General features: G+C 70.3%; 19 protein-coding genes and 2 pseudogenes. 12 read left to right on the top strand and 9 right to left on the bottom strand.

All coding sequences use genetic code 11. The features are described 5' to 3' along the window. Positions 1–380 precede the first annotated feature (380 nt). From bioB to folE, 8 genes and pseudogenes are all read left to right on the top strand, one after another. Positions 381–1,319: pseudogene (gene bioB, locus J5226_RS03395) on the top strand (biotin synthase BioB); the annotation flags it as partial. A gap of 93 nt (positions 1,320–1,412) precedes the next feature. Further along, positions 1,413–2,648: an 8-amino-7-oxononanoate synthase gene (gene bioF, locus J5226_RS03390; RefSeq protein WP_215838457.1), complete on the top strand. Its 1,236-nt coding sequence runs from the start codon at positions 1,413–1,415 to the stop codon at positions 2,646–2,648. A gap of 394 nt (positions 2,649–3,042) precedes the next feature. Next, positions 3,043–3,840 (top strand): pimeloyl-ACP methyl ester esterase BioH, encoded by a 798-nt coding sequence (gene bioH, locus J5226_RS03385; RefSeq protein WP_215838456.1) that lies wholly within the window; start codon positions 3,043–3,045, stop codon positions 3,838–3,840. A 23-nt stretch (positions 3,841–3,863) separates the two neighbouring features. Then, entirely contained in the window at positions 3,864–4,775 is a 912-nt protein-coding gene (gene bioC / locus J5226_RS03380; RefSeq protein WP_215838455.1) for a malonyl-ACP O-methyltransferase BioC, read from the top strand. Then, positions 4,772–5,764, top strand: a complete 993-nt coding sequence (locus tag J5226_RS03375; protein ID WP_255322979.1) for a multidrug resistance efflux transporter family protein — start codon at positions 4,772–4,774, stop codon at positions 5,762–5,764. The genes bioC and J5226_RS03375 overlap by 4 nt, the downstream gene beginning before the upstream one ends. Positions 5,765–5,883: 119 nt before the next feature. After that, a complete protein-coding gene (locus J5226_RS03370; RefSeq protein WP_215838454.1) occupies positions 5,884–7,584 on the top strand; it encodes a diguanylate cyclase in 1,701 nt (566 codons plus the stop codon). A gap of 178 nt (positions 7,585–7,762) precedes the next feature. Further along, complete coding sequence (locus J5226_RS03365; protein WP_215838453.1) at positions 7,763–8,104, top strand: hypothetical protein; 342 nt, start codon at positions 7,763–7,765, stop codon at positions 8,102–8,104. A gap of 322 nt (positions 8,105–8,426) precedes the next feature. Further along, the gene (gene folE / locus J5226_RS03360) at positions 8,427–9,020 is read left to right on the top strand and encodes a GTP cyclohydrolase I FolE (RefSeq protein WP_215838452.1); all 594 of its coding nucleotides are present in this window, start codon (positions 8,427–8,429) and stop codon (positions 9,018–9,020) included. A gap of 269 nt (positions 9,021–9,289) precedes the next feature. Here folE and J5226_RS03355 read toward each other — a convergent pair whose 3' ends face one another. The 3 genes from J5226_RS03355 to gltB all read right to left on the bottom strand — a co-directional run bounded on the left by J5226_RS03355 (position 9,290) and on the right by gltB (position 16,024). Then, complete coding sequence (locus J5226_RS03355) at positions 9,290–9,655, bottom strand: hypothetical protein (RefSeq protein ID WP_215838451.1); 366 nt, start codon at positions 9,653–9,655, stop codon at positions 9,290–9,292. A 185-nt stretch (positions 9,656–9,840) separates the two neighbouring features. Continuing rightward, positions 9,841–11,373 carry an FAD-dependent oxidoreductase gene (locus J5226_RS03350; protein ID WP_215838450.1) on the bottom strand — a complete coding sequence of 511 codons (1,533 nt, stop codon included), beginning with the start codon at positions 11,371–11,373 and terminating at the stop codon, positions 9,841–9,843. A 181-nt stretch (positions 11,374–11,554) separates the two neighbouring features. Next, positions 11,555–16,024 (bottom strand): glutamate synthase large subunit, encoded by a 4,470-nt coding sequence (gene gltB, locus J5226_RS03345; protein ID WP_215838449.1) that lies wholly within the window; start codon positions 16,022–16,024, stop codon positions 11,555–11,557. A 553-nt stretch (positions 16,025–16,577) separates the two neighbouring features. Between gltB and J5226_RS03340 the strand changes: the two genes are divergently transcribed. Continuing rightward, complete coding sequence (locus J5226_RS03340) at positions 16,578–17,858, top strand: TCR/Tet family MFS transporter (RefSeq protein WP_215838448.1); 1,281 nt, start codon at positions 16,578–16,580, stop codon at positions 17,856–17,858. Between the two features lie 89 nt (positions 17,859–17,947). Next, entirely contained in the window at positions 17,948–18,184 is a 237-nt protein-coding gene (locus tag J5226_RS03335; protein ID WP_215838447.1) for a hypothetical protein, read from the top strand. 262 nt (positions 18,185–18,446) lie between these two features. On the opposite strand, the gene J5226_RS03330 is transcribed toward J5226_RS03335, so the two are convergent. Both J5226_RS03330 and J5226_RS03325 read right to left on the bottom strand, forming a co-directional pair. Further along, the gene (locus tag J5226_RS03330) at positions 18,447–18,884 is read right to left on the bottom strand and encodes a barstar family protein (RefSeq protein ID WP_215838446.1); all 438 of its coding nucleotides are present in this window, start codon (positions 18,882–18,884) and stop codon (positions 18,447–18,449) included. Further along, positions 18,881–19,330, bottom strand: a complete 450-nt coding sequence (locus J5226_RS03325; protein ID WP_215838445.1) for a ribonuclease domain-containing protein — start codon at positions 19,328–19,330, stop codon at positions 18,881–18,883. The genes J5226_RS03330 and J5226_RS03325 overlap by 4 nt, the downstream gene beginning before the upstream one ends. Positions 19,331–19,438: 108 nt before the next feature. Here J5226_RS03325 and J5226_RS03320 point away from each other — a divergent pair, with 108 nt between their 5' ends. Then, positions 19,439–19,882, top strand: coding sequence for a hypothetical protein (locus tag J5226_RS03320; protein ID WP_215838444.1), 444 nt, complete (start codon positions 19,439–19,441; stop codon positions 19,880–19,882). 17 nt (positions 19,883–19,899) lie between these two features. Here J5226_RS03320 and J5226_RS03315 read toward each other — a convergent pair whose 3' ends face one another. From J5226_RS03315 to J5226_RS03300, 4 genes and pseudogenes are all read right to left on the bottom strand, one after another. Then, the gene (locus tag J5226_RS03315; RefSeq protein ID WP_215838443.1) at positions 19,900–20,307 is read right to left on the bottom strand and encodes an I78 family peptidase inhibitor; all 408 of its coding nucleotides are present in this window, start codon (positions 20,305–20,307) and stop codon (positions 19,900–19,902) included. Positions 20,308–20,687: 380 nt separating this feature from the next. After that, the gene (locus J5226_RS03310; RefSeq protein ID WP_215838442.1) at positions 20,688–20,990 is read right to left on the bottom strand and encodes an I78 family peptidase inhibitor; all 303 of its coding nucleotides are present in this window, start codon (positions 20,988–20,990) and stop codon (positions 20,688–20,690) included. A gap of 325 nt (positions 20,991–21,315) precedes the next feature. Further along, positions 21,316–22,320 (bottom strand): annotated as a pseudogene (locus J5226_RS03305) (ribonuclease H-like domain-containing protein); the annotation flags it as partial. Between the two features lie 131 nt (positions 22,321–22,451). Next, the gene (locus J5226_RS03300; RefSeq protein WP_215838440.1) at positions 22,452–24,926 is read right to left on the bottom strand and encodes a DEAD/DEAH box helicase; all 2,475 of its coding nucleotides are present in this window, start codon (positions 24,924–24,926) and stop codon (positions 22,452–22,454) included. Positions 24,927–25,048: 122 nt separating this feature from the next. Here J5226_RS03300 and J5226_RS03295 point away from each other — a divergent pair, with 122 nt between their 5' ends. Continuing rightward, positions 25,049–25,546, top strand: a complete 498-nt coding sequence (locus tag J5226_RS03295; RefSeq protein WP_215838439.1) for a YcxB family protein — start codon at positions 25,049–25,051, stop codon at positions 25,544–25,546. Positions 25,547–25,616: the final 70 nt, after the last annotated feature.

Below are 25,616 nucleotides of genomic sequence, written 5' to 3'. Positions count from 1 at the left end.
GGCGGCCTGTGCCGGCGGCCGCCCCGACCTTGCCCATTCGGGCCAACCGCCCGAAACCGCGTCGAAATCCGCCGCGTCCCCGCCCCACGAGCGCGTCCCGCGCGCCTTCGCAACCGCCCGTGCCTGCGCAACGCACGCGATCGCGCCGCCAACAGGGCGCGATCGCAACGAACTTGCCGATAACGTCGCGCAAATTGCATTCATTTCCGCCCTCGGCCGCTGTCAACCAAGGCGGCTCGGCAACGGTTGACAGCCCCTCCGCCGCTTCCCAGACTGCCCGCTCCGGCCCGATCCACCCCAGCCGGTCCCTTTCCGCCCGCCGTCAGTGCAGTCCCGCTGGAGCCAGCCCGGTGCCCAACGCATCCCCCGAATCGACCCCGCTGCGTCACGATTGGTCCCGCGCCGAAGTGCGTGCGCTGTTCGATCTGTCGTTCCCCGAACTGCTGCACCGCGCCGCCGGCGTGCATCGCGAGAACTTCGACCCGGCCGAGGTCCAGGTCAGCACCCTGCTGTCGGTCAAGACCGGCGGCTGCCCGGAAGACTGCGCCTACTGCCCGCAGGCCCAGCGCTACCACACCGGCGTCGACGCGACCAAGCTGATGAGCACCGAGGCGGTGCTGGAAAAGGCCAAGCAGGCCAAGGCCGCCGGCGCCTCGCGCTTCTGCATGGGCGCGGCCTGGCGCTCGCCCAAGGACCGCGATATCCCGAAGGTCGCGGCGATGATCCGCGAGGTGAAGTCGCTGGGCCTGGAGACCTGCGCCACCCTGGGCATGCTCTCGGGCGAGCAGGCGCAGAAACTCAAGGACGCCGGCCTGGACTACTACAACCACAACCTCGACACCGCGCCGGAGTTCTACAACGAGATCATCCGCACCCGCGAGTTCCAGGACCGCCTGGACACGCTGGAGCACGTGCGCGACGCCGGCATGAAGACCTGCTGCGGCGGCATCGTCGGCATGGGCGAGTCGCGCGAGCAGCGCGCCGGCCTGCTGCAGACTCTGGCCAATCTGCCGGCGCACCCGGATTCGGTGCCGATCAACCGGCTGGTCCAGGTCGAAGGCACGCCGCTGGCCGGAACCACCGAGCTCGATCCGTTCGAATTCGTGCGCACCATCGCGGTTGCGCGCTTGATGATGCCCAAGTCGATGGTCCGTCTCTCCGCCGGTCGAGAATCGATGAGCGACGAGTTGCAGGCGCTGTGCTTCCTGGCCGGCGCCAACTCGATCTTCTACGGCGAGAAGCTGCTGACCACCGGCAACCCGGACACCGAGCGCGACCTGGCGCTGTTCGCCCGCCTGGGCCTGCGGCCGATGCAGATCGTGGAGACCGCGGGCACCGTCCATGCGAGTATTGAGGACCACGAGGCACCTCCCGCCCACACCTGCGCCGCCTGAGCGGCGGAGCCACCTGCCATGAGCAGCAGCCAGCGAATCCTTTGGCGCGACCGGATCCACGCCGCACAAGCCCAGCGCGTGGCGGCCGCGCGCAGTCGTACCCACCGCGCGGTGACCCACCGCGACGGCGCGCGCTGCGAAGTCGACGGGCGTTCGCTGGTGAATTTCTGCGGCAACGATTACCTCGGTCTGTCGCAGCACTTCGCGGTGATCAACGCGTTCCAGGACGCGGCCTCGCGCGAAGGCACCGGCGGCGTCGCCTCGCATTTGGTCTGCGGGCATCACGCCCAGCACGAAGCGCTCGAGCGCGAACTGGCCGATTGGCTGGAATCGCCGCGCGCGCTGCTGCTGGGCAGCGGCTTCATGGCCAATCTCGCCGCGGTCCAGGGCTTGCTCGGCGAAGAAGACGTGTGCGTGCAGGACCGGCTCAATCACGCCAGCCTGATCGACGCCGCGCGTCTGGCCGGCTGCCGTTTGCGCCGCTATCCGCACGCCGATCCCGAAGGCGCGATCCGGCAGCTGCGCAACGTGCCCGACGGCTTGGCGATGCTCGCCACCGACGGCGTTTTCAGCATGGACGGCGACATCGCGCCGCTGCGCGATCTGGCCCTGGTGGCGCGCGCGCAGAAGGCGGTGCTGTACGTCGACGACGCCCACGGCGTCGGCGTCACCGGCCCGGACGGGCGCGGCAGCGTCGCCGCGGCGCGTTTGTCGGTGCAGGAAGTGCCGCTGCAGCTGGCGACCTTCGGCAAGGCGCTGGGCAGCTACGGCGCGGCGCTGCACGGCGACGCCGACCTGATCGGGCATCTGGCCGAAACCGCGCGCAGCCATCTCTACACCACGGCGCTGCCGCCGGCGCAGGCCGCGGCCACGCGCGCGGCGATCAAGCTGGCGCGCAACGACCATTGGCGCCGCGAGAAGCTGGCCGAGATGACCGCGCTGTTCCGCGAACGCGCGACCCAGCTCGGCCTGGAACTGCTGCCCTCGGGCACGCCGATCCAGCCGGTGATGTGCGGCGACGACCGCCGCGCGCTGGCGATGGCGCAGGCGCTGGAGCAACAGGGTTACTGGGTCGCCGCGATCCGTCCGCCGACCGTGCCGGAAGGGCGCGCGCGGTTGCGGGTGACGTTCTCGGCGCTGCACACGCGCGAGCAGGTCGAAGGCCTGATCGACGCGCTGGCGCGCGCGGCCGAACGGGTCGCGATCGAGCGCGCGGACGAGGCGGCGATGGCGGCCGCGGGGGCTGCGCGGTAAGGCTTGCGTTGGAAGCTGAGGATGCGATGGCGGCGGGGTAGCGCAAAGCGGCAACCCGCTGGCGACATGAGCGCCGCACCGTCGTTCCCGCGAAGGCGGGAATGCAGGGCTTCATCAAAGCATGACCCCGAAGCCTGTGGATCCCCGCTTTCGCGGGGATGACGAGCAAAAAGCGAAAGCAGCGGGAGTGGCTGGGTAAGCGACACCCGCTGGCGACACAAGCACCACCCCGTCGTTCCCGCGAAGGCGGGAATCCAGGGCTTCCCCGAGGCATGACTCTGAAGTCTGTGGATCCTCGCTTTCGCGGAGATGACGAGCAAAAAAGCATCACCCGCCGCCGCATCGCCCCGCGCGCCGCGGCGGCGGCACGCAAACGCAGCAGCACGGACTTTCCATGTACATCGAAACCGCCGGCGCCCCCGCCGGCAGCGGCCGCCCGGCGCTGGCGCTGATCCACGGCTGGGCCATGCACGCCGGCCTGTTCGCGCCGCTGGTCGAACGCCTGGGCGATGCCTTCACCCTGCATCTGATCGATCTGCCCGGCCACGGCTACGCGCGCGACGACGCCGCGCCGCTGGATCCCAAGGCGCTCGCCGCCGAACTGGTGCGGCGCATTCCCGACGCGTATTGGCTGGGGTGGTCGCTCGGCGGCCAAGTCGCGCTGCGCGCGGGCCTCGATCATCCCGAGCACGTGCGCGGCCTGATCCTGATCGCCTCCTCGCCGCGCTTCGTGGTCGGCGAGGATTGGCCGCACGGCGTGCAGCCGAGCCTGTTCCGCAATTTCGGCGAAGCGCTCGAACGCGATTTCCGCGGCACCCTCGACGGTTTCCTCGCGCTCGAAGCGCTGGGGTCGGCCAAGGCCCAGGAAGAGCTGCGCAGCCTGCGCCAGTGCGCGTTCGACCGCGGCGAACCGGCGCCGCGCGCGCTGCAGGAAGGGTTGGTGCTGCTGGACGAATTCGACGTGCGCGCCGAACTGCCGCGGCTGCGCGTGCCGAGCCTGTGGATCTCCGGCCGCCGCGATCGGCTGGTGCCGGCCGGCGCGATGCCGGCCGCCGCGGCGTTGGCGCCGCGCGGCGAGAGTTTGGTCATCGCCCACGCCGGCCACGCGCCGTTCCTCGGCGCCACCGACGAAGTCGCTACCGCCATCGAAGCCTTCGCCGCGCAGGCGCCGGCCGCCCTCCCGCTCGCCTGAGCGCGCACCGCCCGAGTTCCGTCATGACCGATTTGTTCGACCACCGCCAAGTGCGCCGCTCGTTCTCGCGCGCCGCGCACGGCTACGACCAGGCCGCCGCGCTGCAGCGCGAAGTCGGCGCGCGCCTGTCGGAAACCCTGGATTACCTCGAAGAACGCGTGCCCGACGTGGTCGTCGACGTCGGCTGCGGCCCCGGCCACCTCAGCGCGGCGATGCAGAAGCGCTGGCCGCGCGCGCAGGTGATCGCGCTGGATCTGGCCCTGCCGATGCTGCGCGAGGCGCGCGACAACTTCGGCGGCGGCGGTTGGCGCGAGCGCCTGCTCGGCGGCGCGCGCCGGCCCGAGGCGGTGTGCGCCGACGCGCGCGCGCTGCCGCTGCGCGACGGCAGCGTCGATGTGCTGTTCTCCAACCTGTGCCTGCAATGGGTCGAAGACCTGCCGGCGGTGTTCGCCGGTTTCCGCCGCGTGCTCAAGCCCGGCGGCTTGCTGCTGGTGTCGACCTTCGGCCCCGACACGCTGTTCGAGTTGCGCGGCGCCTTCGCCGAAGCCGACGCGGCGCCGCACGTGAGCCCGTTCGCCTCGATCGCCCAGTTCGGCGACGCGCTGATCGCCGCCGGCTTCAAGAACCCGGTGCTGGACCGCGACGAGTTCGTGCTCGGCCATCCGGACCTGGGCCATCTGATGCGCGAGCTGCGCACGCTCGGCGCCACCAACGCCAGCGTCGATCGCCGCCGCAGCCTCACCGGCCGCGCCCGCTTCGCCCGCGCCGCCCAGGCCTACGAACCGCTGCGCGGCGCCGACGGCACCCTGCCGGCGACCTGGGAAGTGATCTACGCCCACGCCTGGGGCCCGGAACCGGGCACGCCGATCCGGGTCGGCGGCATCGACGAAGTGCAGGTGCCGGCTTCGAGCATCCGCGTGCGGCAGCGGCCGTGAACGCGCGCCGGCGCGCCCTGGCCGCGGTGCTGATCGCGCTGGCCTCGGCGCTGTTCTTCACCTGCACCTACGTGCTCAACCGCGCCGCCGCCAACGCCGGCGGCCATTGGGCCTGGACCGCGTCGCTGCGCTACCTGTTCACCCTGCCGATGCTGTTGCTGGTCATGCCGCTGCAAGGCGGGGTGGCGCCGGTGTGGCGGGCGATCCGCGCCCATCCCGGCCCGTGGCTGGCCTGGAGCGCGATCGGCTTCGGCCTGTTCTACCTGTGTTTGAGCTATGCCGCCGCGAGCGGGCCGTCGTGGCTGATCGCCTCGACGTTCCAGCTCACCGTGATCGCCGGAATGCTGTGCGCGCCGTTTCTGTATCGCGACGAACGCGCGCGCATCCCGCTGCCGGCGCTGGCGATCGGCGCGGCCATCGTCGCCGGCGTGCTGCTGGTGCAGCTCGGCCACGGCGGAGGGCGGCTCGACCGCGCCGGCTGGATCGCGCTGATCTGCGTGGCGGTGGCCGCGTTCGCTTATCCGCTCGGCAATCGCGGCTTGCTGCTGCACCTGGAGCGCGCCGGGACCGAGCTCAACGCCACCCAACGCGTGTTCGGCATGACCCTGGCCAGCCAGCCGCTGTGGTGGGCGACCGCGCTGTACGCCGGCGTCGAAGCCGGCGCGCCGTCGCCGGCGCAGCTGTGGCTGGCGGCGGGCGTGGCGCTGGGCGCCGGGGTGATCGCGACGGTGCTGTTCTTCCAGGCCACCGGCATGGTCCGCAACGACCCCACCGCGCTGGCCGCGGCCGAGGCGATGCAGGCGGCGGAGATCGTCTTCGCCACCGCGATCGGCGCGCTATGGCTGGGCGAGGCGTGGCCGCGCGGGCAGGCGCTGGCCGGGGCCTGCGTGGTGGTGCTCGGCATCGTCGCCTTCAGCGCGGTCGCCGCGCGCGCCGCGGCCGGCAACGAGCGCCGGCTGCGGCGCCTGCGCAGCGATCGCGGCGGCTGAGCCGGGGCGCGGCGCGCGGGCATGTTGCATCGCGCCATCGGGTCGTCTCGCCGCCATCCCCGCGCGCGCCCGCAGCGGCTAGACTTCGACGTTCTTCGTAAGCGGGAGCGGACCGGGACATGCGCAAGGCGGTGTGGGCGCTGACGATCGCGATGCTGTGCGCGCTGCTGGCGTGCGCGCCGGCCGCGGCGCAATCGCTCAAGGTCGAAGTGCTGATGACCGACACCGACCTGCAGACCCCGCCGGTCGGCGCGCCGGTGCTGCGCAGCCTGGTCGCCGAACGCCCCGGCGACGCCATCCGCTTCAGCCTGCCGCGGCGCGACGAAGGCTATTGGCTGCGCCTGACCAGCCAGCGCACGATCAAGCCCGGCGACGGCCAGATGCTGGTCGTGCGCGGCCTGCGTTCGAGCGGGCCGCTGCTGTACTACCCGCCCGGCGCGGCCACCGCGCGCGAGGTCGAAGACGCCGAACACGGCGGCGTGCCGCTGATGCGGCGCGGCTGGGTGCTGCCGCTGCCCAACGGCTGGCCGACCTCGTCGGTGGCCTATGTGCGGATCCAGGGCCGCGCGGCGATGAGCGAGATGCGCCTGAGCTTCGCCAGCATTCCCGAACTGGCCCGGCAAGAGCGCGGCGACGCCCGCTTCATGGCCGCCGCCTTCACCGCGATGATGCTGATGGCGGTGGCGATGGTCGGCGTGTGGGTGGCGTTCCGCGATTTCGTCTACCTCGGCTACGGCGCGTATCTGGCGTGCATGGCCACCTATTTGTTGCTGCGCTCCGGCGACGCCTCGGAGATGTGGGGTCTGGCCGGCATGGCCAACGAGCCGGCGGTCGGCTGGGCGCTGGCGACCTTGGCGACGATCTTCCAGCTCGGCTTCAGCGTGCGCTTCCTCGATTTGCCGCGCCTGATGCCGCGCACCACCTGGGTGCTGCGGATCGTGCAGTGGGCCAACATCGGCTGGCTGCTGGTGTTGCTGCTGTTGCGCGAACACGTCTACGGCTGGTGGTACATCGGCGGCAATCTTCTGTTGTTGATGGGCGTGCCGCTGATGCTGGTGATCGCGGTGATCGCGTGGCGCAAGGGCGCGCCTTACGCCGGCTATTACCTGCTGGGCTGGACGCCGATGCTGGTGCTGGCCGCGGCGTTGGCGGCCAACATCCTCGGCTTGCAGGACGCCGAATGGGCCGAGCGCGGACTGGCGCTGACCGCGGTGCTGGAATCGGCGGTGCTCGCGCTGGCCTTGAGCCAGCACGCGGCGAACCGCCACCGCATCGTGCTGCTGGCGCGGCAATCGGTCGAGCGCGATCCGCTCACCGGCGCGCTCAACGCGCAGGTGCTGGAGCAGATGCTGCAGGCGTGGTCCTCGCCAGGCAGCCTCAACGTCAACAACTACGCGCTGCTGCTGGTCGATCTGGACGGCTTCGGCGAGGTCAACGCGCGCTACGGCCGCGCGGTCGGCGACGCGCTGCTGCAACAGGCGCTGTCGCGCATGCGCGGCGTGCTGCGCCCGGACGACACCATCGCGCGCATGGACGGCGACTGCTTCGGCATCGTCAGCGAATGCGAACGCGCCGAAAGCGAACTGCTGGCGCGGCGCATCGGCGAGACCTTCGCCCAGCGCCCGTTCCGCATCGACAGCCACGAGATCGTGATGAGCGTGAGCATCGGTCTGGCGATGTCGCAGCGCGGCGAGGCGGTGCCGGCGCTGTTCGAACGCGCGCGCTTGGCGCTGCGCCACGCGGCGGCGGCCGGGCGCAACGCGGTCAGCATGGCCCAGGGCGGCGGCCGCGACGTCGCCGTGGTGCTGCAGGCCGAGTAAGCCGTCCGCGCGGCCGCCGTCCGCGCGATACGCCCTGGTTTTCGTCACGCGGGCCTAACGTCTTCGCGCGCTTTCGCGCCTGCAGGCTGAACGTCTTAAGCCGCGGCCGCGATCTTCACCTGCATTGCATGAGCCTGGGCCTAGCTTGGTCCACGGAACGAGCAAGTCGATGCGAGCCATGAGCAATCACGACGAAACGGAGGTCGGCGCAGCGGTCGTGCAAGCGATAGACCCGGGCGAATACCGCGAGCACTTCCATCGCGAATTCCGCTTCGCCCCCTATTACAGCGCCGGCCGCGAGTGGCCCGACTACGAACCGGCGTATCGCTACGGCTACGACCGCTATCTGCACTGCGGCGGGCGCCGGTTCGAGGAAGTCGAAGCCGCGCTGGCCGCCGAATGGAACCACTGCCGCGCCGCGTCGCGGCTGCACTGGACCGAAGCGCGCGAAGCGGTGCGCGACGGTTGGCACCACATCGAGCGCAACCTGCCCCACGCGCTCGACCGGCCTTTGCGCTGATACTCCGCGCAGAGCCCACCGCTCCCCCGGCGCTCTCTCCCCCGGGGAGCCGACTGGTCGCCCTGGTTGGGCGACCTTTTTTTTGGAGCAGGGGAAAGAGGGGAAAGAGGGGAACAGGGAATGGCGGGATGCGCGGCTGAGCCCGCTTGCGCGGTTTGCCGTCGCTGCGTTCCCGCCATTCCCTGTTCCCTTCTTTCCCCTCTTTCCCTGCTTGACCGCATCGCGGCCAGCCCCCCACCCACTTGCCGATCCTGCCCGATCCCCCGCCGCCATTCCCGGCTTGATAGCATTCGTGTCCCCCCAAGCACACAAGGCCCGTCCCATGGCCGACACCCCCGACAAGCCCAGCCGCGAGCAAGCCGAGTCCGCGGTCCGCACCCTGCTGGCCTGGGCCGGCGAGGATCCGAACCGCGAAGGCCTGCTAGACACGCCCAAGCGCGTGGTCACCGCCTACGGCGACTGGTTCAGCGGCTACACCGACGATCCGCGCGAGTACCTGGCGCGCACCTTCGAGGAAGTGGCCGGCTACGACGAGATGATCGTGCTGCGCGACATCGAGTTCGAAAGCCATTGCGAACACCACATGGCGCCGATCATCGGCAAGGCGCACGTCGGCTATCTGCCCAGCGGCAAGGTCGTCGGCATCAGCAAGCTCGCCCGCGTGGTGGAAACCTACGCGCGCCGCTTCCAGGTGCAGGAGAAGATGACCGCGCAGATCGCCCAGTCGATCCAGGACGTGCTGCAGCCGCTCGGCGTCGGCGTCGTGGTCGAGGGCGCGCACGAGTGCATGACCACGCGCGGCGTGCACAAGCGCGGCGTCAGCATGATCACTTCGAAGATGCTCGGCATGTTCCGCGACGACGCGCGCACGCGCGCCGAGTTCCTGCGCTTCATCGATGTGGGGCCCGGGCGCTGAGCGCCCGGATCGGCGCGACGCGCTGAGCGCCCGCACTGGCACGACGCACCGGCGTTCGGTTCGTTAGATCGAAGGCGCGCGCTTGGGTTCGGCGCGCCTGAAGCGACAAGCGCGACACGAGCTCGCGTGCCGCGGCTCGACGCGCACGCGGCGTTTCATCGAGCGACGCATCCGATCAGCGCATCGTGCCGGCCCGCAGCCGACAAGCGCGCCGCAGTCTCCGACTTCAATCGAACCGCGCCGAACACGGCGCGGTTTCGCTTCGCGCCTCAGCCCAGCTTCGGATCCGGAAACGGCAGCTTGTCCTGCGACTGGCTCGGCATCGCGATCCAGCGCTCGCCGTTCCAATAGAAATCGGCTTGGGTTTCCGAGGAACCCGCGCCGGTCTGCACCTTCACCGTGCACGCGGTCTGGCCCGGAAACTCGGCGTCCACCGCCGGAATGCAGGTGCCCAGCACCACCGCCACGTCTTTGCTCAACGCGGGGTCGCCGAACATGTCGGCGATCGCCGCGCCGGCTTGCGCGGCGTCGGGCAGTTTCGACGGCGCGGGCTGGGCCGCGGCGGGACGGTCGGCGCGCGCGCAGGCGCCGAGCAACGACAGGCACAGCAACGCGGCTGGAAGAGCGATTCGCATGAGACGTTCCTTCGTGTAAGCACCGCGCCGCGACCCGCGGCGTCCCCCGGTGTGCCGTTCCCGGCCGGGCGAGTGTAGCGCGCGCGGCCGGGGAGGCGAAGACGAAGCGGACGGGGCCGGCGAAACGGCGGCCGCGAAGGACGCGCAAGCCGCGGCGCCGCGCATGGGCGGCGCCGCTTCGGTCCTCAGCCGGTCTTGGCCAACGCCGCGTCGCGCTGCGCCGCCAGCGGCGCGCGTTCGCGCAGCAGCGCGACGATGCCCGCCGCCGCCTCGCGGCCTTCGAACGCCGCGGTCACCACCAGGTCCGCGCCGCGCACCGCGTCGCCGCCGGCGAACACTTTCGGGTTCGTGGTCTGATACGGCAGCCCGGTCGCGGCCTTGCGCCGGGTCGCGCAGCTTTCGTTGGTCGCCAGCACCTTGATCCGGCCGTTGTCGGCCAACTCGATGCCTTGCTGCGTCAGCCACGCCGGCGGATCGGGCTGGAAGCCGAACGCGATCACGACCACGTCGGCGTCGAGGACTTCCTCGCTGCCTTCGACGATCTCCGCGCGCTGGCGGCCGCGCGCGTCGGGCGCGCCGAGCCGGGTCTGCGCCACGCGCACGCCGCCGACCGTCTCGCCTTCGCCGAGCAGTTCCAACGGCTGGCGATTGAACAGGAACTGCACGCCTTCCTCGCGCGCGTTGGCGACTTCGCGCGCCGAGCCCGGCATGTTGGCTTCGTCGCGGCGATACACGCAGCTGACCTGCGCCGCGCCCAGCCGCACCGCGCTGCGCACGCAGTCCATGCCGGTGTCGCCGCCGCCGAGCACGATCACGCGCTTGCCGCGCAGGTCGGGCAATTCGATGTGGTCTTCCCAACCGGCGATCGGCGCCGAACGTGCGGTGTCGCCTTCGCCGTGCACGAGCCGGCCGTTCTGGACCAGGAACGGCAGCGCCGGCAGCACGTTGCGCAGATCCTGGCCCGGCAAACCGCCGTCGGTGTAGCGGTAGGTGCCCAGACCGAGGAACACCGCGTCGAATTCGGCGATCAGCGCATCGAAGCCGATATCGCGCCCGATCTCGACGCCGAGGCGGAACTGCACGCCCATGCCTTCGAGCACCTCGCGCCGCGTCGCCATCACCGACTTCTCCAGCTTGAAGCTGGGGATGCCGAAGTGCAGCAATCCGCCGATGTGTTCGTAACGGTCGAACACCACCGCCTGGATGCCGGCGCGGGCGAGCCGGTCGGCGCAGGCGAGGCCGGCCGGGCCGGCGCCGATCACGGCGACGCGGTGGCCGCTGGCGGTGACCGCGGACAAGTCGGGACGCCAGCCGTCGGCGAGCGCGTTGTCGACGATGTACTTCTCGACCGCGCCGATGGTGACCGCGCCGAAGCCGTCGTTGAGCGTGCAGCTGCCTTCGCACAAACGGTCTTGCGGGCACACACGGCCGCAGACTTCCGGCAGCGGATTGGTTTCGTGGCACAGCGAGGCGGCTTCGTGCAGGCGGCCTTCGCGCGCCAGTTCCAGCCAGTTGGGAATGTAGTTGTGCAGCGGGCAGGCCCAGCCGCAGTACGGATTGCCGCAGTCCAGGCAGCGGCCGGCCTGCTTTTTCGCCTCGGCCTCGCCGAAGCGGCCGTAGAGTTCGCCCCAATCGCCGTCCAGGCGCAGTTGCAGCGGAATGCGCGAGGGCATCTCGCGCGGGGCGTCGCGGAATTGGAAGACCGACTTCTTGCTCATGCTTGCTGGACTCGATGGCGTTGTCGACACACGGCGGCGGACGAATGCGAGGCTACGGCCGGTTTTACCGAGGAAACATGCAGGCCGTGGTTGCGCGAAATTCGGATCATCGTCGTCGCCTTCGTGGTGGCCGTCGCCCGCGTCGCCGACGCGGGGCAGGAGGAGTGAGCCGCGCGCGCCGTCATGCCGCGCTCCGCAGGGTTTCGGCCAGCGATTCCAGGCTCGCGGCCTTGGGCTTGACCAGCCAGAACTTGCCCAGGTAATCGCGCATCTCGTCGAGGATGCGCCGCGCCCACGCGCTGCCGGTCAGGGCGACGTGGGTTTCCAACAGATCGTGCAGGTGCGAGCGGTGATGCTCGAAGCCGTCGGCGGAGATGCGCAGGATGTCGATCAGCTCGTGGTTGTAGCGATCGACGAAATCGCGCTCGACGTCCAGCACATAAGCCATGCCGCCGGTGAAGCCGGCGCCGAAGTTCAGCCCGGTGCGGCCGAGCACCGCGACCACGCCGCCGGTCATGTACTCGCAGCAGTGATCGCCGGCGCCTTCCACCACCGCGGTCGCGCCGGAGTTGCGCACGCCGAAGCGCTCGCCGGCGCGGCCGGCGGCGTAGAGCTCGCCGCCGGTGGCGCCGTACAAGCAGGTGTTGCCGAGGATCGGCGTCTCGTGCGCGGCGTAGCGCGCGCCCGCCGGCGGACGCAGCACGATGCGGCCGCCGGCCATGCCCTTGCCGACGTAATCGTTGGCTTCGCCGGTGAGCTCGAACTGCAGGCCGCCGGCCTGGAACGCGCCGAAGCTCTGGCCCGCGGTGCCCTGGAAGCGCAGGGTCAGCGGCGCATCGTTCATGCCGCGGTCGCCGTGAGCGCGGGCGATGCGCCCGGACAGGCGCGCGCCGATGCTGCGGTCGGTGTTGCGGATCTTGTAGCTGTAATCGCCGCCGGCCTTGTGCGCGATCGCCGCGGCCAGATCGGTGTCGAGCTGCAGCGCCAGCCCGTCGGGTTCGGCCGGCGGCGCCGGCATCCCGCAGTGGCCGCCGTGGGCCAAGCCCGACCCGGCCAGCAGCGGCGACAGATCCAACCGTTGCTGGCGCGCGCTGTCGCCGTCGCGTTGGCGCAGCAGGTCGGTGCGGCCGACGATTTCGCCGAGCGTGCGCACGCCCAGCGAGGCCAGCCAATGCCGCACTTCCTCGGCGAGCAGGCGGAAGAAGTTCTCCACGCGCTCGGGCAGGCCGGTGAAGTGGTCGCGGCGCAGCGCGTTGTCCTGCGTCGCCACGCCGGTGGCGCAGTTGTTGAGGTGGCAGATGCGCAGGTACTTGCAACCCAGCGCGATCATCGGCGCGGTGCCGAAGCCGAAGCTCTCCGCGCCGAGCAGCGCGGCCTTGATCACGTCCAGGCCGCTCTTGAGCCCGCCGTCGGTCTGCAGGATCACGCGTTCGCGCAGGTCGTTGCTGACCAAGGCCTGCCGCGCTTCGGCGAGGCCGAGTTCCCACGGCGTGCCGGCGTAGCGGATCGACGACAGCGGGCTGGCGCCGGTGCCGCCGTCGTGGCCGGACACGGTGATCAGGTCGGCGCCGGCCTTGGCCACGCCGGTGGCGATAGTGCCCACGCCCGCGTGCGAAACCAGCTTCACCGAGATCAAGGCCTGCGGATTGACCTGGCGCAAGTCGTGGATCAACTGCGCGAGGTCTTCGATCGAATAGATGTCGTGATGCGGCGGCGGCGAAATCAGGCCGATGCCGGGCATCGCGTAGCGCAGCCGCGCGATCAGTTCGTTGACCTTGTGGCCCGGCAGCTGGCCGCCTTCGCCGGGCTTGGCGCCCTGGGCGATCTTGATCTGCAGCACTTCGGCGTTGACCAGATACTCCGGGGTCACGCCGAAGCGGCCCGAGGCGATCTGCTTGATCTTGGAGACCTTGTCGCTGCGGTAGCGCGCCGGATCTTCGCCGCCTTCGCCCGAATTCGAGCGCCCGCCGAGCCGGTTCATCGCGATCGCCAGCGCCTCGTGCGCTTCCGGCGACAACGCGCCCAGGCTCATCGCGGCCGAATCGAAGCGACGCACGATGGCTTCGACCGGTTCGACTTCTTCCAGTGCAATCGCGCGCGACGCATCGGCGTCGAGTTCCAGCAGATCGCGCAACGCCGCGGTCGGACGTTCGTTGACCGCCTCGGCGTATTGCTGCCAGTCGCTCCACTCGCCGCTGCCGACCGCGCGCTGCAAGCGCGTGACCACGTCGGGATTGAACAGGTGGTATTCGCCGCCCGGCGTGTACTTGAGCAGGCCGCCGATCTCCGGCAGACGGTTCGGGTTCCAGGCGATGTCGGCGAGCGTTTCGTCGTCGCCCTGCAGCAGCGCGAAACCGGCGCCGCCGATGCGCGAGGGCGTGCCGGCGAAGCACAGGTCCACCACGTCCTTGTCCAGACCGATGATTTCGAACAGCTGCGCGCCACGGTAGCTGCCGATGGTGGCGATGCCCATCTTGGAGATGATCTTGAGCAGGCCCTTCTTGATCGCGCGCCGATAGCTGCGGCCGATCTGCGCGACCTCGCCGTGCTTGGTGCGCAGGATGCCGCGCGCGCCCAGGTCGTGCAGGGTCTGATACGCCAGATACGGATACACCGCGGTGGCGCCGAAGCCGATCAAACAGGCGAAATGGTGCGGATCGCGCGCGGTGCCGGTTTCGATGATGAGGTTGGCTTCGCAGCGCAGGCCCACGCGCACCAGATGCTGGTGGATCGCGCCGGTGGCGAGCAGCGCGTGCATCATCAGCGCGTCGCGGCGCGGGCGGCGGTCGCTGACGATCAGCAGCACGATGCCTTCGCGGGTGGCCTCCTCGGCCTCGCGGCACAGCCGTTCCAGCGCCGGCTTGAGCCCTTCCTCGGCGGTGTAGTTGAGGTCGATGTAGCGGTGCGACTGATCGTACGGCGACATCGCCAGCAGCTGCCGCAGCTTGCGCTGGGCCAGCACCGGCGAATTGAGATGGATGTGGCCGACGTTGCCCGGCCCGTCGACGAACACGTTGCCCTCGCGCCCGATCTGGGTCGCCAGCGACATCACGCAATCCTCGCGCAACGGGTCGATCGGCGGGTTGGTGACTTGGGCGAAGGCTTGGCGGAAGTGGTCGTACAGCGGCCGCACCTGTTGCGAGAGCACCGCCATCGGCACGTCGTCGCCCATCGAGCCGGTGGCTTCCTGCTCGATCTCGGCCAGCGGGCGCAGCACTTGCTCGCGCTCTTCGCGGGTGAGCTGGAACAGCTTCTGGAACCCGGCCAGGGTTTCGTGATCGAACGGTTCGGCGGCGAGGTTCGGATCGATCAGCTCGCTGTGCAGGTAGGTCATGCCCTGCTTGAGCCAGCGCTTGTACGGCGCGCGCGCGCGGTTGACCCGGTCGATGGCTTCCGAATCCAGCAGCTCGCCCTGGTACAAGTCGGCGGCGATCATCTCGCCGGGGCCGAGCTTGCCCTTGGCTTCGATCTCCTCGGCCGGCAATTCCCACACCCCGGCTTCCGAGGCGATCAGGAAATGGCGGTCGCGCGAGCGCAGCCAGCGCGCCGGGCGCAGGCCGTTGCGGTCGAGCGTGCACGCGGCGTAGCGGCCGTCGCAGGTGACGATGCCGGCCGGGCCGTCCCACGGCTCGGTGTTGAGCGCGTAGTACTCGTAGAACGCGGCCAGATCGGCGTCCTTGTACTCCAGCGACTGGGTCGCCGGTGGGATCAGGATGCGCATCGCCTTGAGCAGGTCCATGCCGCCGGCCTGCAGTACTTCCAGCATGTTGTCGAGGCTTTGCGAATCCGAGCCGTCGACGCTGACGATGTGGTCGAACTCGCGCAGGTCCAGGTTCGGCGTGCGCCACGCGTGCGCGCGCGCCTGCGCCCAGGCGCGGTTGCCGGCGATGGTGTTGATCTCGCCGTTGTGGGCGAGCAGGCGGAAGGGCTGCGCCAGCGGCCAGCGCGGCGTGGTGTTGGTGGAGAAGCGTTGGTGGAACACGACCGCGCTGGCGGCCAGTTCGGGACGCTGCAGGTCCGGATACAACTGCATCAGCCGGTCCGGCAACACCATGCCCTTGTAGCCGATGCTGGCCGAGGACAGGCTCACCACATAGAAGTCGCGCTCTTCGCGCAGCCGTTGTTCGGCGCGGCGGCGGGCGAGGAACAGCGAGCGCTGGAACGCGGCCGGATCGAACGGGCTGGCCGCGTCGACGAAGATCTGCTCGATCCGCGGCATGGTCTTGCGCGCGAGTTCGCCGCAGGCCTCCAGGTTGGTCGGCACCGCGCGCCAGCCGGTCACGCGCATGCCTTCGCTGCGCAGGGTGTCGTTGAGGGTGTCGCGGGCGCGCTGGGCGGCGTCGGCGTCGTGCGGCAGGAACACCAGGCCGGCGGCGAAGTGCGCTCCCGGGCGGATGTTGGCTTCGCGCGCGATCAGGCGCAAGAACGCGTCGGGGTGGCGGATCAACAGGCCGCAACCGTCGCCGCTGAGCCCGTCGGCGGCGACGCCGCCGCGATGGGTCATGCGCGACAGCGCTTCCAGGGCGCGGTCGACCAAGGCGCGGCTGGGACGATCGTCGAGTTGCGCGATCAATCCGAAACCGCAGCTGTCCCGCTCGTCGCGGGGATCGTAGAGCCCAGTGGCGCTGGGACGTTCTTGCCTGGCTTGCATCGCATCTCCGGGACGATGAGTGTTCCGTGGATCGCTAGCTCGCTATCGCTGCGCGTTGTGGGGTGGCTCGTCCTGCCTCGGTCGGGACGCCGCCGCGAGGTGCGCGGCATTGCGTCGGGGTCCGGCGTTCGGCTCGTGTCTGGAGTTCGCTTCCTGTGGGTCCGCAACGCGCGTCGCGTTCGCGACGTCGCTTGAAAGGGGTTTCGTGAGGCGTTTCGTTCGGAGACCGTCCACCGCCGGCGAGGACATTCGTCCGCACCGCAGAGTTGGAAAACCGAGCGTGTCCCGACTAAAGCACAAATTGTGCGATGCGGCAATTCGCCCGCGGGCACGGAAATTCCAGGAAGTGCGCTGGTTCGCGCTTGTGAGCGCACGCGCTCACGTCCGATTTCGTAAGTCGATGATCGCAATGGGGAAATAGACGATTCCGGACGGGATTAGTAACGTCGGAAACCATCCCGCCATGACATTCGTCCGTAGCCAGCGCGACCGCCGGCGCTAAACTGCGCGGCGAGCATCCCTCGTACTTCCTTTCAGGCCGGCCGCCGACCCCATGACCACCGCTTCCGCTCCCGCACCGGGCGCGCGCCGCGCTGCGCTCGTCTTCATCTTCGTCACCGTGCTGATCGACGTGCTGTCGTTCGGGCTGATCATTCCGGTGCTGCCGCACCTGATCGAGAAGTTCGTCGACGGCGACACCGCGCGCGCGGCCTATTGGGTCGGCCTGTTCGGCACCGTGTTCGCGCTGATTCAATTCGTGTTCTCGCCGATCCAGGGCAGCCTGTCGGACCGCTACGGCCGCCGCCCGGTGATCCTGCTGTCGTGCCTGGGGCTGGGCCTGGACTTCATCCTGATGGCGGTGGCCAACACGCTGCCGCTGCTGCTGATCGGCCGGGTCATCTCCGGCATCACCGCGGCCAGCTTCACCACCGCCAACGCCTACATCGCCGACATCACCCCGCCCGAGCAGCGCGCCAAGAGCTTCGGCATGATCGGCGCGGCGTTCGGCGTGGGCTTCGTGATCGGGCCGGTGATCGGCGCGTACCTGGGCGAAGTCGATCTGCGCCTGCCGTTCTGGTTCTCCGCGGGGCTGGCGCTGCTGAACTTCCTCTACGGTCTGTTCGTGCTGCCCGAATCGCTGCCGAAGGAAAAGCGCACCGCGCGTTTCGACTGGAGCCACGCCAATCCGCTCGGCTCGCTGATGTTGCTCAAGCGCTATCCGCAGGTGTTCGGTCTGGCCGCGGTGGTGTTCATCGCCAACATGGCGCACTACGTGTACCCGAGCATCTTCGTGCTGTTCGCCGATTACCAATACCACTGGGGCCTGCGCGAAGTCGGCTGGGTGCTGTTGGTGGTGGGCGTGTTCAACATCATCGTCAACGTGGCCTTGATCGGCCGCGTGGTCGCGCGCCTGGGCGAGCGACGCACGCTGCTGTTGGGCTTGAGCTGCGGCGCGATCGGCTTCGTCATCTACGGCTTGGCCGAGCAGGGCTGGTATTTCCTGCTGGGCTTGCCGATCAGCGCCTTGTGGGCGATGGCCGCGCCGGCGACGCAGGCGCTGGTGACGCGACAGGTCGGTTCCGACGCGCAGGGTCGGGTGCAGGGCGCGCTGATGAGCCTGATCGCGCTGGCCGGCGTGATCGGGCCGGCGCTGTACGCCGGCAGCTTCGGCTACTTCATCGGCAAGAGCGCGCCGGTGCATTTGCCGGGCGCACCGTGGTTCATTGCGGCTGCATTGCTTACGCTCGGATTGCTTATCGCGTGGCGCTACGCGCGTGCCCCTTCGGCACCGGCGACGCCACCGCAGGCGGGCGCGGCCGAAGCCGCCGCCTGAACCGCGCCGGTCCCTACCTGACCGATGGCACAGGTAGGGGCGCGGCGCGCGGCGGCATGGTCGGGGTTCCTTGATTCGGAGCCGCCCCCATGCGCGTCTTGCCCGTCTTCGCCGTCGCTCTCGCCGCTGTCGCCTTGAGCGCATGCAGCGGCGTGTCGTATCGCGACACCAACGCCGCCGTCGATGCGCGGCCCGAATGCGCCAGCGGACCGCTGCGCCCAGGCGAAACGCCGCCGTCGTGGTGCGAGCGCAAGGTCGAGGCGGATTGGAAATCGGATCGCAGCGGCGAGAAGGTCGACTTCAAGAAGAAGGACGAGGGGCGCTGAGCGTCGCGGAAGCCTTCCGCGGTCGTTTTTGCGAATGCGGAAGCCGGGCTTTATTGCGATATGGCTCTGAAGTCTTTGGATCCCTGCCTTCGCGGGGATGACGGTCTGAGAGCGTCGAGACGCAATCTACTTAACGTCATGCCCGCGACGGCGAGCATCCAAGGCTCTATCGCGGCTCGACGCTGAAGTCTTTGGATTCCCGCCGCGGGAGCGACGTACTCGACAGCGGCGCGGCGCAATCCGCGTGCCGCCCGTCGCGCGACTACGGCGCCATCTGCGCCAGCTCCGCCTCCGGCAGCGGCAACAGCGCCCAGAACGGCACCCGCGTCTTGGCCCAATCGCGCGCCGCCTCGCCGAGGATTTCGACCAGGGTCGCGGCGTCGTCGGCGTTCGCCGCCTGCCACGCGCCGGCGCGCTCGATCAGCAGCAGATAGCCCGGCGCGGGCCACCACGACAAGTCGTTGACGCTGTCGTCGAGCGCATCCCAATTGCCGCCGAACCAGTCGGGAAAACGCAGGCCGGCGGCGATGCGGGCGAGCGCGTCGTCCTTGTCGCGGCAGCCGGCGAAGTCCACCCGCGCCAGCGCGAATTCGAGTTCGGCGGCGGCGTCGGCCAGGGCCTGGCTGTCGCGCGCGTCGATGAAGTAGGCGCCGGCCTGGGCCGGATCGGCGAGCAGTGCGCGCGGGTCGATGGCGCTCATCGCGCGGCTCCTTGGGCGGGCGGGTCGAAACGGCGGAAGCTGCGGTAGTGGTCGTCGCTGTAGTAGTACTCCGACGGCGGATCGCCGCCGGTGACGATGCGGCGCGCGCCGCGATCGCCGGAGCCCGGCGTCTCCACCGTGTACTCGCGGTAGTAACCGCGCGGTTGCGACGGCAGGCGGCGCTCGCGGTTCTGGAAGACGCTGCCGTCCTGGCGATGCTCGAACGGACCGCCGGCGGCGATGCGGCGCAGCACGTCGCGGGCTTCGCCCGGCAAGAACGCGGGATAGGCCGCGTCGTCGCGCGCACCCTGGTTGCGCGGCGCGCGCGAGCCGTCGGCGACGGCGACCGGGCCCGAGGCGGTCGCCGGGGGGCGATGGCCGAACTGGTTCCAGGCCCACAGGCCGATCAGCGCGACGACGGCGATCGGCCAAAGATTGCGGCGCATGGCGAACTCCTCGGAAAGAGCCGGCAGTGTAGGCTAGCCGGCCTCGACGGCGCATGAGCGGCGCGGGCGGGCGGCGCCCGCGGCCGTCGCTATAAGGAAACTCGAGCGATGAAAGGAACGCGTCCGCCTCGCACGGTGATCCGGCGAGTCGATCTGATCGGATTGCACAAAGACCACTTCGTTTGTTTCGCCTGCCGCAAGCAATACCGTTTGCGCGGCTCCGAAGGCGCGAGCGCGCGGGTGTGGAGCGCATCGTTGGGTCGGTTCGAGCATCGTTCGGGCAAACGTGAGGACGCGGCCTGCCCGCAGTGCGGCGAGACGTTGCAAGCGCTGGGCCACGACTTCAAGGCGCCGGCCCGGCGCGACCGCCGGCAATGGCTCAAGGTCGAGTTGTTGTGGCGTTTCGGCTGCGGCTACGCGATGGGCTGGGACGGCCCGGGCGAACGTCCGCGACGGCTGAGCGGCGCGGTGGAGTTCCTGATCCGGCGCGGGCATTCCGAGAACGAGGTTCGCGTCGCGCTCGCGGAACTGCGCGCGCGGCGCCGCGTCTGAGGTGTCGAGTCCGGTCGTCAGCCGCAACCGATCTCGACGATGGCGTTGCGTTCGTCCACATGCACGTTGACGCGCCCGTCCAGGTATTCCTTGGTGATCATCTGCCCCGGCTTGAGCACGCGCACCGTGTGGCCGCCGGCGGCGGCGCGGGCGCGTTCGACGGTGGCGGCGTCGGCGGTCTTGCCGATCAGGCCGGCGGCCTTGGCGGCGTCGGCGTTGCAGCTCGGCCGTGGCGGCAGCGGTGCGGGTTGCGCGGGCGCCGCGGGTTCGGCGACGGTTTGGCCGGCGGCGCTGGCTTGTTCGGCCGAACTAGCCATTTCGGCGGCCGGGCGCGAGCTTGCGCAGGCGCTCATCGCCAGCGGCAAGGCGCCGGCCAGGCACAGGGCGGGCAGGAAGCGACGGGCGGCGACGGTCGGTGCGGACATGACGGACTCCTTCGCGATGCGCGCGGCGCGCGCGATCGGCCGAGCCTGCGCCGGGACGGCTGTGTCGCGGATTAACGCCCCAGGCCGCGATAGCCGATCCGCGACTGTGCGCACAGTGCGAGGCAATCGCGCAGGAGGGCCTTGGGACCCGAGGCGTTTCGTGTCGCTCTAATCGAAACGCCTCGGGTCCCAAGGCCCTCCCTCCGCGCACTCGCGCTATCGGGCGAGTACGCGGTTTCTAAGGCTGAGATGGGCGGTCGAGATAGATAGATCGCCGCGGGAAGGCCTCAGGGCCCGATGCGTTTCGATTAGAGCGACACGAAACGCATCGGGCCCTGAGGCCTTCCTGCCGGAGGCTCGCGGCGAGCCTGGATGCGTTATCAGCCGCAGCGCAGGCCGGTGATCGCGCCGCGGTCGTTGACGTCGATGTTGATGCGGTCTTGGCGGTAATCCATGGTCGCGGCCGAACCCGGGGTCAGCACGCGCGAATCGCGGCTGTGGGTTTCGGTGCGGATGCGCTCGACCGTGGCGGCGTCGGGCGCGCGGCCGATGGCCCAGCGCGCGGCTTCGGCGTTGCAGGTCTGGCCGACGTTGGTCGGCGGGATCGGGGTGGCGCAAGCCGACAGCATCAGGCCGAGCGCGGCGACCGGCAGGGCGAGGCGGAGAGAGATCGGGGAGGACATGGCGTGGCTCCTGCGTGAGGCATGGACGGGAGTGCCGCGAGCCTGGGCCCGGCGGCGTGTTCGGCGCATGAAGGCCGGCGTTGCGGGGAACGGCGCGGCGCGAAGGCCATGTCTGGCGCGGCGCGCGGTTCCTCGCGACCGAGCCGTTCCCGCGAGGCAGGGCGAGTCTATACGAGCGCGATGCAAGCTTCGTTGCGCGCGTTCAAGCCGCGGTCAGCGACGCGGCGGCGGGTGCGCGGTTCGTTCGTATCGGAATCGGCACCTGCGGAGCGAGACCGCTTCGGACCGATGCGCCGTTCGCTTTCGCCACGAACGCGCCGCGCGCTCAATCTTGCATCGCCTCCGCATCGGCCTGCGCTTGCGCCTGCACCAGCCGCAGCATCAGTTGCGCGAGCGTGACCACGTCCTGATGGTTGTGCGCCGCCACGCGCCGCAGCAGCGCCGAGGCGCCGCCGCGCAGGAAGTGCAGCCACGCCGCCGGTGCCTGCGAACCGGGCAGGTCGTCCTCGCGCACGATCCGCAACAGTTCGCGTTCCATCGTCGCGAGCTTGCAGTTTTCCCACACGCCGCGGTACAGCCGGCGCGTCGGAAACAGCAGGTCGACATGATCGAGCCCGGCCAGCGGATTGGCGATGCGCGCCAAGCGGTAGCGGGTGTTGAGCAGCGGCGCGTCGTAACAGCGGCCGTTGTAGCTCGACAGCACCGTGTCCGCGCGCAGCCAGCGCGCGAATTCGCGCAGCATCGCGCTTTCGGCCGAGAGCGTGGAGATCATCAGCTGGCGGATGCGCAGGCCGTCGCCGTGCACGGGGTCGTCGTGCCAATCGGCCGCGCCGATCATGAAGGCGCGGGTGCCGGTGCCGCCGGCGAGCCCCGTGGTTTCGGTGTCGAAGAACAGCAAGCTGCGCGGATCGACCTGTTCGTCCCAGCGCTTGGCGAAGGCCAGCGACAGCGCCTCGCGCGGGCCGGGCAGCGGCAGGTGGGCCTGGATCAGGTGCAGGCCGGGGGCGATCTCTTCGCCGGGCAGGGAGCGGTCGACGGGCAGGGCGCGGACGCTGCGCGCGGGCTCGGCGCCGGTCGCGCGTTCGGGCAGGCGCGGGCGGGTCGCGTCGTTGCGCGCGAGCGCGTCCGCTGCGCGCGGTGCGTTCGCGGCGGGCGCGGGCTTGCGCTCGCGCAAGGCGATCATGCGGCGCAACGCGTCGAGGTCGGTGCGCTGCGGGCGGCTCGGCGACGACGCGAGGCCCTCAGGGCCGAAGATCGCGTCGGCGCTGCTGCGTGCGTTCGCCGCCGCGTTGTCGCCGCGCGCGGGCGGCGCTGCGGCGGCCGCCGGCGCGGCCGCTCTCACCGCATCGGCCAGTTCGTCGTGCGCGATCGGCAACGCCACCGGCGCCGCATCGCGCGCCGCCGCCGGTTCGCTGCGCCCCGCCTGCTTCTGCAGCGCGCGCAGCTTGGCCAGATTCAAGCTCACGCCTCGGCGTCCTCGAGCAGGCGCAGCACCTTCAGCGCCAGCGTGCGCGGCATGGCGCCGTCGCCTTCCTCGTCGCTGGCCAGCACCGGGCCGACGCAGGCCGGGCAGCCGGCGCGGCAATCGCAGCCTTCGACCAACTCGCGCGCGCGCAACACCAACTCGGCCTGACGTTGCCACAAAGGCTCGCTGAGCCCGACGCCGCCGGGGAAGTTGTCGTACAGGTACACGGTCGGCACGAACTGCTGCACTTCGCCGACCAGCGCCATCGCGGCGTTGCCTTCGCCGCCGCCGTCGCCGGCGCGGATCTGCCCGCGCCCGTCCTTGTCCTGCGTCGCGAACCACGCGCCGTCGCCGTTGCCGACCGACTTCTGCAAGTCGCGCGCATCGGCCATCACCGCCACCGTGGCGACGATGTGCAGCGCGTGCGCGGCGCCGAGAAACCCGTCGAGCGCGTCCTGGCGCGAGGCGAAGCGCGACAGCAGCACGCCCTGCGGCAACTGCCACCACAGCGCCGTGGTATGCAGTTCCTGATCGGGCAGATTGACCGGCCCGTAGCCGATGCTCTCGTGGGTGTAGTAACGGATCTTCTTGTAGCCGGCCACGCGTCGCACCACGTGCACCTCGCCGTGGTGGCTGTCGCCGCGCCCGGCCTCGCCGCCGTCGAAGCGCTCGAGCACCTTGAGCTTGGTGTAGTCGATCGAGTCGGTGTAGTAATCGACGTGGGTGCGGGTGACGTAAGCCTTGCGGCCGTCCCAATCCAGCCGCTCCACTTGGTACGGCACCGACTGGATCATGTGGATCGCGCCTTCGTACAAAGTCAGCGCCGCGGCCGAGTAATCGACCTCGGCGATGATGGTCTGGCGCCCGTCGCTGCGGTCGACCACGACGAAATTGCCGTCGGCGACCGAGCGCAGGCTCACCGCGTTGGCCGGATAACTGTCGGCGATCCACTCCCAGCGCTCGCCTTCGCGATGGACCACGCCGGTTTCGGCCAAGGCTTCCAGGAACATTTCGGGATCGACCGGGCCGAACGGCTCGCCCTGTTGGAACGGCAGCTCGAACGCGGCGCAGCGGATGTGGTCGAACAGGATCAGCGGCTGGTCCGGCGCGATGCGCGCGTGTTCGGGCGTGGCATCGGCGAAGAAATCAGGATGCCGCACCACGTACTGGTCCAGCGGCTGCGAGCTGGCGACCATCACCCCCAACGAAGGCTGCCGGCGCCGCCCGGCGCGGCCGAAGCGCTGCCACGTCGCCGCGACCGAACCCGGATAGCCGTTGAGCACGACCACGTCGAGGCTGCCGATGTCCACGCCGAGTTCCAGCGCCGAGGTCGCGACGATGCCGTCGATGCGGCCGTCGCGCATCGCCCGCTCGGCCTCGCGCCGCTCGCTCGGCAGATAGCCGCCGCGGTAGGCGCGGATGCGCGCGGGCTTGCGCGGATCGGAATCGAACACGTCCTTGAGGTACTTGGTCAGCACCTCGACCATCAGCCGCGTCTGCGCGAACACCAGGGTCTTGAGCCCGGCCTTGATCGCGATGCGGGCGATGCGGTTGCTCTGCGAACGCGCCGAAGCGCGCAGGCCGAGGTCGGCGTTGATCACCGGCGGGTTCCACAGCAGCACGTGCTTGTCGCCGGTCGGCGCGCCGGAGTCGAGGATCGCGCGCACCGGCTGTTCGATCAGCGCCTCGGCGTGCGCCTGCGGATTGCCGATGGTGGCCGAGCACAGGATGAACTGCGGACGCACGCCGTAGAACGCGCAGATGCGCTTGAGCCGGCGCAGCACGCCGGCGACGTGGCTGCCGAACACGCCGCGATAGGTATGCACTTCGTCGATCACCACATAGCGCAGGTTCTCGAAGAACTGCGCCCACTTGGTGTGGTGCGGCAGGATCGCCTGATGCAGCATGTCCGGGTTGGACACGACGATGTCGCCGTGCAAGCGGATCGCCTGGCGCGCGTCGCCGGGCGTGTCGCCGTCGAAGGTGAAGGCCTTGACCCCGAGATCGCCGGCGCGGTTGAGCTCCAGCAGCTCGGCCACCTGATCCTGCGCCAGCGCCTTGGTCGGAAACAGATACAGCGCCTTCGCGCCCGAGGTCATCGCCGCGCTGACCACCGGCAGGGTGTAGCACAGCGATTTGCCCGAGGCGGTGGGCGTGACCACGGCGACGTGCTCGCCGGCCTGCGCGGCCTGCCACGCCTCGGCCTGATGGCTGTAGAGCTGGTCGATGCCGCGCGCGCGCAGCGCGGCTTTCAGCGGTTCGGGCAAATCCTCCGGCAGCGGCGCGTAGCGGCCTTCGCGGCCGGGAATCGTGAAATGCCCGGTGATGCGGTCGCGGTACCGCCGCTGCAGGCGCTGGGCCAGGGCGGCGCCGTGGCGCGCCGGCAGCGGCGCGTCCTCGCCCTCGGCCTTGCGCGCGTTGGGGTGGGCGGGGACGAGATCGTGGTGCGCGGGGTCGATGAGAGCGGACATGGCGGGGCCGGACGGGGCGTCGTCTCGTTGTACGCGACTGGGGTCTCAGCGTGTGAGACGATCCCGTGGCGAGCGCGGCGCGATTCCAGTCCGCGCCAAGGCGTTGCGAACGGGAGCGCGCAGTGAGCGGGACGCAGATCGAGCACCAAGCGGTGTTCACCGAAGCGATGGTGCGCGACGCGGTGCGGACCTTCGTCTGGCGGCGCGTGATCGCGCAGCAGAAGGGTTTGTGGCTGGCCGCCGCCGCGTTGCTGGCATATCTGCTGTTTCTGCTCGCCCGCGGCGAACGCGACTGGCTGGTCGGCGTGCTGGCGGTCGCGGTGGCGCTGCCGCCGCTGATCCTGGCCGTGACCTGGTGGGTGCATTCGCGCAATTCGCTCGGCCGTCTGCGGGCGATGCCGACGCCACAGGCGCGGTTTAGCTTCGGCGAGGACGGCCTGGCGGTCGAATCCGGGCTGGGCGCGGGACGCCTGCCGTGGTCGGCGTTTCAGGAGGTGTGGGAGCGGCCCGGCTACTGGATGCTGTTCACCGCCCCCGCGCAGTTCATGACCCTGCCGCTGGGCGATCTGGCGCCCGCCGATCTGCAATCGCTGCGCGAACGGCTGCGCGCGGCGCGCTAGTAGTTTGCCGATTCTGTTCGCAGGGCATCGGCGCCGCCGGCGCTGCGGTCCGCGATCCGCGAAATCCGGG

The organism is Lysobacter sp. K5869, from assembly GCF_018847975.1.
GTDB lineage: Bacteria > Pseudomonadota > Gammaproteobacteria > Xanthomonadales > Xanthomonadaceae > Lysobacter.
This window is presented reverse-complemented; position numbering and strand designations above follow the sequence as displayed.

Bases quoted from the DNA above. Each gene is read 5' to 3' on its own strand.
- J5226_RS03335 (WP_215838447.1), top strand. From the start codon at position 17,948: ATGCGCGTCTTGCCCGTCTTCGCCGTCGCTCTCGCCGCTGTCGCCTTG.
- J5226_RS03370 (WP_215838454.1), top strand. From the start codon at position 5,884: ATGCGCAAGGCGGTGTGGGCGCTGACGATCGCGATGCTGTGCGCGCTG.
- gltB (WP_215838449.1), bottom strand. From the start codon at position 16,024: ATGCAAGCCAGGCAAGAACGTCCCAGCGCCACTGGGCTCTACGATCCC.
- bioH (WP_215838456.1), top strand. From the start codon at position 3,043: ATGTACATCGAAACCGCCGGCGCCCCCGCCGGCAGCGGCCGCCCGGCG.
- J5226_RS03365 (WP_215838453.1), top strand. From the start codon at position 7,763: ATGAGCAATCACGACGAAACGGAGGTCGGCGCAGCGGTCGTGCAAGCG.
- J5226_RS03310 (WP_215838442.1), bottom strand. From the start codon at position 20,990: ATGTCCTCCCCGATCTCTCTCCGCCTCGCCCTGCCGGTCGCCGCGCTC.
- J5226_RS03340 (WP_215838448.1), top strand. From the start codon at position 16,578: ATGACCACCGCTTCCGCTCCCGCACCGGGCGCGCGCCGCGCTGCGCTC.
- J5226_RS03325 (WP_215838445.1), bottom strand. From the start codon at position 19,330: ATGCGCCGCAATCTTTGGCCGATCGCCGTCGTCGCGCTGATCGGCCTG.
- J5226_RS03315 (WP_215838443.1), bottom strand. From the start codon at position 20,307: ATGTCCGCACCGACCGTCGCCGCCCGTCGCTTCCTGCCCGCCCTGTGC.
- folE (WP_215838452.1), top strand. From the start codon at position 8,427: ATGGCCGACACCCCCGACAAGCCCAGCCGCGAGCAAGCCGAGTCCGCG.
- J5226_RS03330 (WP_215838446.1), bottom strand. From the start codon at position 18,884: ATGAGCGCCATCGACCCGCGCGCACTGCTCGCCGATCCGGCCCAGGCC.
- J5226_RS03300 (WP_215838440.1), bottom strand. From the start codon at position 24,926: ATGTCCGCTCTCATCGACCCCGCGCACCACGATCTCGTCCCCGCCCAC.
- bioF (WP_215838457.1), top strand. From the start codon at position 1,413: ATGAGCAGCAGCCAGCGAATCCTTTGGCGCGACCGGATCCACGCCGCA.
- J5226_RS03350 (WP_215838450.1), bottom strand. From the start codon at position 11,373: ATGAGCAAGAAGTCGGTCTTCCAATTCCGCGACGCCCCGCGCGAGATG.
- J5226_RS03355 (WP_215838451.1), bottom strand. From the start codon at position 9,655: ATGCGAATCGCTCTTCCAGCCGCGTTGCTGTGCCTGTCGTTGCTCGGC.
- J5226_RS03320 (WP_215838444.1), top strand. From the start codon at position 19,439: ATGAAAGGAACGCGTCCGCCTCGCACGGTGATCCGGCGAGTCGATCTG.
- bioC (WP_215838455.1), top strand. From the start codon at position 3,864: ATGACCGATTTGTTCGACCACCGCCAAGTGCGCCGCTCGTTCTCGCGC.